A 5,446-nucleotide genomic window follows, 5' to 3' on the forward strand; every position below is an offset into this window, starting at 1 on the left:
AAAGCGAAGCATCCTCTGGCTTCCCCCTTTTTAAGGGGGACGGGAGGGGGATCTAAAAGGGGGACGGGAGGGGGATCTAAAAGGGGGGCTAGGGGGGATCTCTAATTAAGTAAGGGTTTCAGCCTTAAGTTGACACCAATGCACGTCTGTGCGCCCCTACGGTGTTTCAGGCGATCGCATCTTGGTGTCGAATAACTTCCATCCCTGGTGACTTATGAAGTTAGTGCTAAAGGTTGTTGTGCTAACTGTTCGATAGCTAGTGAATGGCAAAGGGCTTCAAGTTTGTTATTTCCACCAATGTCAAAAAATAGATGCAGCCAGTCGCTAGGGGAAAGAGATAGTTGTTCTAACCAAGGTGAAGGAGTGACTTTTCCCCAGCCAATAATTGTGCCAAGGTTGGCTGGAAATTGTTCTAATTCATTGGGATTTGGGTACAGTTGTACGTTAAGGCGAATGCAAGATTTCAAGATCAGTTTTAGGGGTTGGTCAGTGTTAGCGATTTCAGGATAAGTGTTGGTTGAGTTGAGTTCCCAGTAGTAGTTGAGGTTGAGGATATAGTCATAGGGAAATTGCCACTCCATTGAAAGCAATTCTGCTTCGGTAAAGTCGTATTGTTGCCAAATTTCTTCAAAGTTCATAGTCTGGCGAATGAGTTGGGTTAGGGGAGTAAGATAAAGTGGCTGTCTCGCCGACTTCCAGGTTTTCCTGATGAGTTTAGGGGTTGTTCTCCGGGTGCGCCACCTCCAGGACCATTGTAAACGCGAACGTAGGATAAACCATCGCGTTGAGTCATGATTCTGACGCTGCATTGAGCGTCTACGCTTGTCCAGATCGTACCTTGACCGCTTTTCGATCCACCTTTGGCTGGGGTGGATGTCCAACCTGAAGCGATAAGTTCGGTTTCGAGAGTGGTTTTATCGATTCCATTGATGAGCCGATTTAGGGCATCTGTGGCAGTGAGGATGTTACCTGACGGCATTGAAGTTTACTTGTTAATAACTTTAGCGCGGATTGTCAAGAATAACCGCAATGCGAATCCTTCTCAAACGTTTGGTACAGTCGCTGTAAGGTGCGCTGATTCTCCTCTGGAGAACCCACAGTAATTCGTAATCCGCCACCTGTATTCCGAATTACTGTACCTTGGGCTTTCATCTGTTGGACAATCTGGCTTAAGGTATTTTGTTCCAGTTGGCGAGGGCGAATATAAATAAAATTAGCAGCACTTGACCAAACCTGTAAGCCGGGATGCTCTGATAATGCTGCTAATAATTTATTGCGTTCGGCAATAATTTGGGGAATCGCGGCTAAGAGTTGATCTCGGTGAGTCAGGGCGACAAGAGCGGCGGCTTGGGAAAAGCTGGGTAAATTATAAGGTAAGCGCATTTTTTCTAATGCGGCAATTAATTCTGGGTGGGCGATACAGTACCCTACCCGATGGGCGGCTAAGCGAAAGGCTTTGGAAAAAGTTCGCAGAATTGCCCAGTTGGGATGTTGGGATAATTCTTTAACGACAGAGGTTTGGCTAAATTCAAAGTATGCCTCATCAATCACCACCAAAATATGATCAGGTAAACTTCGCAACCATTTGAGTTCAGCAGGTGTGAGTGAATTCCCTGTGGGGGAGTTGGGGTGAATAACGAAAACTACACGGATAGGGGGATGTTCAGATTGGGCGATCGCGCGTTGGGCTTCGTCTAGATTAATCTCAAAGTTATCCTGACAACGCTCAACAGTCACCACCGGAATACCCAAGGTTTGCGCCAGAATCCCGTACATGGAGAATGTGGGATTGGCGACGAGAATTGAACCTTCTCCCCGTAAACAGGTGGCAATTAATAGAGAACGAATCAGTTCATCTGAACCATTACCGACTGAGATTTGGCTAGAGGTTACGGCTGTTTCTAGATCAGCCGATTCAGTCACATAATTCGCGATCGCGTCTTTGAGGGCTTGATGAGAACCATCGGGATAGCGGTTCGTCTCAATCTCCTGTTGATATGTCCATGTCAGCTTTTCTTTTAACTCAACGGGCAAATCATCAGGACTTTCATTTGCATCCACGCGATCAACGGATTTGATTGCTTTACCCGAATCTCCCCCTGGATTAGGAGTGTAAGCCGTAAATTTAGCCAAATCTGAGCGGATGAACCCCAACATATTAGTTACCTGTTTCTATTGATACTGGTTTGCTGATTCCCTGTTCCCTGTTTCCTGTTCCCTTTGCCCTCGCCAACGTAATAATGGTAACTTCTGGCGGACAAAATAAGCGTCCAGGTGCGTAAGTTCCTAAACCCCGATTCACATACATACGATTTGCACCAATTTGATGCATTCCTTGACCCCATTCCCAATGATCGACCACTCGATAACATTCTCTCAGGAAGGGAATCCATTTGTGCAGGGGTCGAGGCAGATTTTGCCGGAGAATAGGTAGTAATAAGGCAATCGGTCCAAATCCGGGAATTACCACTTGACCCCCATGGGTATGACCCGATAGTTGTAAATCAATGCGCCATTCCTGCAAAGGTTCAGCCGTGTCTGGGTTATGAGATAAGACGATACGGGGTATTTGAGGATCGATTTGGTTCATCACCGGGGCGGGATTGAACTCACGCGACCAAAAATCAGCCAATCCCACCAAGGCTAATTCCTTCCCTAACGGATAGACAATTTCATTCCATAAAACACCCACGCCAATCTGGGTTAGCGCCTCAGTGACTGTGGTTTTGGCTTGGTGATGATAAATATCGTGATTTCCCAGTACCGCATAGACTCCAGCACGACTTTCCAGGTATTTTAATCGCCGTACCAGTTGATAAATCGGTTCTGGCTCGTAGGTGATGTAGTCTCCGGTTAACAGTACTAAATCCGGTTCAGCCTGATTACTGACTTCAATCGCTTCCGCCAGCATTGCTTCCGACAGGCGAATACCATCATAATGTAAATCGGTAAGCTGTACCAATTTGGTTCCTTGTAACGACGGCGGCAAATCGGCGATCGCAACCGTTATCCGCTCAACCCTTAATTTTCCTGAAAATACCCACGCCATAGTATTGGTTGTAATTAATCTGGCAAGCATGATCCCAGATTAGCTTAGCGCTAAACTGGATGGGTTCCTTGTGATCCCCTATACTCAGGTTACTCCGTCGATTCCGAGAACTGCTCGGCTATTAAGTCTGACTGACATTGCGCCAAAGGTTTTCTAGCAATGTCGGATAATCCAACTTGCTGCAATACAGATTGCCAATTTGATGCTAGAGTAGAATCCTCCGGATCGGAACAACGCAACTGGGCTAGACTTTCGAGAGTTTCATACCAAATCCCATGATTGGCATATATAGCAGGCTTCGCCTCAGGTGTAGCTCTGTTTAATTCCTGATTAATTCGGGAATTTGGCGTAACTCTGTGTATCCACCCCGCGACATAAGTGCTGTCACTGCGGTCATACTGATCAAAAATGATACTGAAATACCAGAAATAGGGTCTGCCCACCTCTAAGGGGGGTAAATCTGGAGCATTGGCTAGATCAACAGCAACAATGCTATCACTCGCTTGTAGTGTTATTTCTTTTTCATAAATTATAGTTTTTAAGTTTTGATCGTAGAAACTAAACTCAGCTTTAACATTTTTTAAACTTACGTCCGGAATATAAAAATATAATGTTGGATATTCATCGAGAGTTCTGCCAAATGTAGATTGAGGGATTAATGCCATTAACGGAATCGGCGGGCGGTATCCTTGGCAACGAGTTGCGGCATAGTCTTCAATCCTATTTCCTGGTGTAATGTCTAATTGATTCAATATTCTATCGCCAGGAGTCTTCAGCGTAATTTGTTCCTTGGTATAGCCACACTTTACCAAATCTTTAATTTCAGTTTCATTATTAAAATTTGTGACAAGCCAAGACTCGGCTTGAGCTGGCTGTGAAATTGCTAATCCAATTAGACTTATCCATGAGCTTAAACAAGCTAGCATCCAATTTTTATGAGAAATCATAGTATTCGCGATCGCGTTCGGCATGACTATAAATTCAGTATAGCTTTCCCGGTCATTGGTCATTAGGACTAGACTTGGTCTAGATGTACACAGGACGAATTAAAAAGAATGGAATTAACTTGTTATTCCTGACAAAGGATTGGTTTATGAAAAAACTATTTAAGCATAAAACCTTGAGATAGTGCCAGGTGGGTTAGATAGTCAGTCATTGAGTCGAAAGAACTATTCCCTGGAATATCCGCCGTAATCCACAAAAAAAATATTGGTATTTTCTTAATGTTTACTTTACAAAGTAGTGATGAGGTGTGTCACTCTCAGTTTTGGATCAGCAGCCACTTAGTCGGAAACTGATCTGTTTCTTGGTACTATACAAGAATGTTGAGACTTGGTAGATTTATGCCGCGAATGCGTCGAACTGTTACGCTGATTGGACTGGCTGTGTTGACGATGCTGTTCGCGATCGCTTGTCAGGGGGGTGGGAGTGCAATTAAGGTCGGATCGAAAGATTTTACTGAGCAATTTATTTTAGGGGAAATGTATGCGTTGGTACTGGAAAACCAAGGGTTTGATGTCGAACGGAAGCTAAACTTAGGTGGAACACCCGTGGCGCAAGCGGGTTTGGAAAGTGGTCAAATTGATTTATATCCAGAGTATACGGGGACGGCTTTGTTAACTGTGTTAAATCGTCCTGTCAGTAGTGATTCGCAGCAGGTTTATCAAACCGTGGCGGATAGTTATCAGGAGAAATATAATTTGGTTTGGCTAGAACCTGCACCGATGAATAACACGCAAGCTTTGGTCATGACGCCAGAGGGGGCGAAAGAATATAATATTAAAACAATTTCCGATATGGTTGATCAGGCAAGTCAATTAACTCTGATTGGTCCACCAGAATTTGAGGTGCGTGAGGATGGATTACCGGGGTTAAAACAAGTTTATGGGGACTTTCAGCTTGAAAAATTTATTCCGGCTGATCCAGGATTAAGATATCAAGCCTTAAGCGAAGGTCAAGCCGATGTCGCTGTGGCATTTGGTACTGATGGTGAAATCAGCGCGTTTAATTTGGTTGTATTAGAGGATAATCAAAACTTTTTTCCGCCCTATCAAGTTGCACCAGTGGTGCGTCAAGAAACATTGGACAAGCATCCAGGAATTCGAGACGCGCTGAATCAGCTAGCGCCCAAGTTAACCAATGAAACGATGCGACGACTGAATTATGAAGTGAGTGGCAAAAAGCGCGAACCGGCTGAGGTGGCTAGAGAGTTTCTGATCCAAGAAGGCTTTTTAGAATGATTGAGGTTGTGCCATTATAGTGGCACACCTAATTGGATGAATTTTGTAGGGGCGCAAGGCTTGCGCCCATAAAACTGTGCTGGGAAGGAATGACCATCTTTCTTTTCACGGTATGTGGCGTAACGAAGGTAAGTTTTGAGTGGGAGAGTGGGAGAGT

At 44.6% G+C, this 5,446-nt stretch carries 6 protein-coding genes; 1 reads left to right on the forward strand and 5 read right to left on the reverse strand.

All coding sequences use genetic code 11. The features are described from left to right. Positions 1-212 precede the first annotated feature (212 nt). The 5 genes from ACLFWI_RS26005 to ACLFWI_RS26025 all read right to left on the reverse strand — a co-directional run bounded on the left by ACLFWI_RS26005 (position 213) and on the right by ACLFWI_RS26025 (position 4,059). Positions 213-638, reverse strand: coding sequence for a hypothetical protein (locus tag ACLFWI_RS26005; RefSeq protein ID WP_446415328.1), 426 nt, complete (start codon positions 636-638; stop codon positions 213-215). 20 nt (positions 639-658) lie between these two features. Next, complete coding sequence (locus ACLFWI_RS26010; RefSeq protein WP_446406171.1) at positions 659-979, reverse strand: hypothetical protein; 321 nt, start codon at positions 977-979, stop codon at positions 659-661. A gap of 35 nt (positions 980-1,014) precedes the next feature. Beyond that, positions 1,015-2,157: a histidinol-phosphate transaminase gene (locus ACLFWI_RS26015; RefSeq protein WP_446415329.1), complete on the reverse strand. Its 1,143-nt coding sequence runs from the start codon at positions 2,155-2,157 to the stop codon at positions 1,015-1,017. A gap of 1 nt (position 2,158) precedes the next feature. After that, a complete protein-coding gene (locus ACLFWI_RS26020; RefSeq protein WP_446415330.1) occupies positions 2,159-3,049 on the reverse strand; it encodes a metallophosphoesterase in 891 nt (296 codons plus the stop codon). 89 nt (positions 3,050-3,138) lie between these two features. Beyond that, a complete protein-coding gene (locus ACLFWI_RS26025) occupies positions 3,139-4,059 on the reverse strand; it encodes a DUF928 domain-containing protein (protein WP_446415331.1) in 921 nt (306 codons plus the stop codon). 333 nt (positions 4,060-4,392) lie between these two features. On the opposite strand from ACLFWI_RS26025, the gene ACLFWI_RS26030 reads away from it, so the two are divergent. Continuing rightward, positions 4,393-5,289 carry a glycine betaine ABC transporter substrate-binding protein gene (locus ACLFWI_RS26030; RefSeq protein WP_446415332.1) on the forward strand — a complete coding sequence of 299 codons (897 nt, stop codon included), beginning with the start codon at positions 4,393-4,395 and terminating at the stop codon, positions 5,287-5,289. The last annotated feature ends 157 nt before the right edge of the window (positions 5,290-5,446 follow it).

The organism is Coleofasciculus sp. (assembly GCF_046539235.1).
Taxonomy (GTDB): Bacteria; Cyanobacteriota; Cyanobacteriia; order Cyanobacteriales; family Coleofasciculaceae; genus Coleofasciculus.